Raw genomic sequence first — 1,278 nt, 5'->3', positions numbered from 1 at the left:
GGTAACGGCTTACCAAGGCAGCGATAGGTAGGGGTCCTGAGAGGGAGATCCCCCACACTGGTACTGAGACACGGACCAGACTCCTACGGGAGGCAGCAGTGAGGAATATTGGACAATGGGCGAGAGCCTGATCCAGCCATGCCGCGTGCAGGAAGACTGCCCTATGGGTTGTAAACTGCTTTTACAGAGGAAGAATCGCCACTACGTGTAGTGGTTTGACGGTACTCTGCGAATAAGGATCGGCTAACTCCGTGCCAGCAGCCGCGGTAATACGGAGGATCCAAGCGTTATCCGGAATCATTGGGTTTAAAGGGTCCGTAGGCGGGCAGTTAAGTCAGTGGTGAAAGTCTTCCGCTCAACGGGAGAACTGCCATTGATACTGATTGTCTTGAGTTATTATGAAGTGGTTAGAATGAGTAGTGTAGCGGTGAAATGCATAGATATTACTCAGAATACCGATTGCGAAGGCAGATCACTAATAATATACTGACGCTGATGGACGAAAGCGTAGGTAGCGAACAGGATTAGATACCCTGGTAGTCTACGCCGTAAACGATGGTTACTAGCTGTTCGGATCGATTGAGATCTGAGTGGTTAAGCGAAAGTGATAAGTAACCCACCTGGGGAGTACGTTCGCAAGAATGAAACTCAAAGGAATTGACGGGGGCCCGCACAAGCGGTGGAGCATGTGGTTTAATTCGATGATACGCGAGGAACCTTACCAGGGCTTAAATGTAGTCTGACAGGGGTGGAAACACCCTTTTCTTCGGACAGATTACAAGGTGCTGCATGGTTGTCGTCAGCTCGTGCCGTGAGGTGTCAGGTTAAGTCCTATAACGAGCGCAACCCCTGTGGTTAGTTGCCAGCGAGTAATGTCGGGAACTCTAGCCAGACTGCCGGTGCAAACCGCGAGGAAGGTGGGGATGACGTCAAATCATCACGGCCCTTACGTCCTGGGCCACACACGTGCTACAATGGTAGGGACAGAGAGCAGCCACTTCGCGAGAAGGAGCGAATCTACAAACCCTATCACAGTTCGGATCGCAGTCTGCAACTCGACTGCGTGAAGCTGGAATCGCTAGTAATCGCATATCAGCCATGATGCGGTGAATACGTTCCCGGGCCTTGTACACACCGCCCGTCAAGCCATGGAAGCCGGGGGTACCTGAAGTCGGTCACCGCAAGGAGCCGCCTAGGGTAAAACTGGTAACTGGGGCTAAGTCGTAACAAGGTAGCCGTACCGGAAGGTGCGGCTGGAACACCTCCTTTCTAGAGCAA

General features: G+C 52.3%; 1 rRNA gene. It reads left to right on the top strand.

Annotation, left to right across the window (positions count from 1 at the left end):
• Window positions 1–1,269, top strand: a 16S ribosomal RNA gene (locus B5440_RS15400); the annotation flags it as partial.
• Window positions 1,270–1,278 lie beyond the last annotated feature (9 nt).

It is taken from the genome of Salegentibacter salarius (assembly GCF_900168265.1).
Taxonomy (GTDB): Bacteria; Bacteroidota; Bacteroidia; order Flavobacteriales; family Flavobacteriaceae; genus Salegentibacter; species Salegentibacter salarius.
Note: the sequence above shows the minus strand (reverse complement) of the source record. Positions and strands in the feature narration are given on the sequence as shown.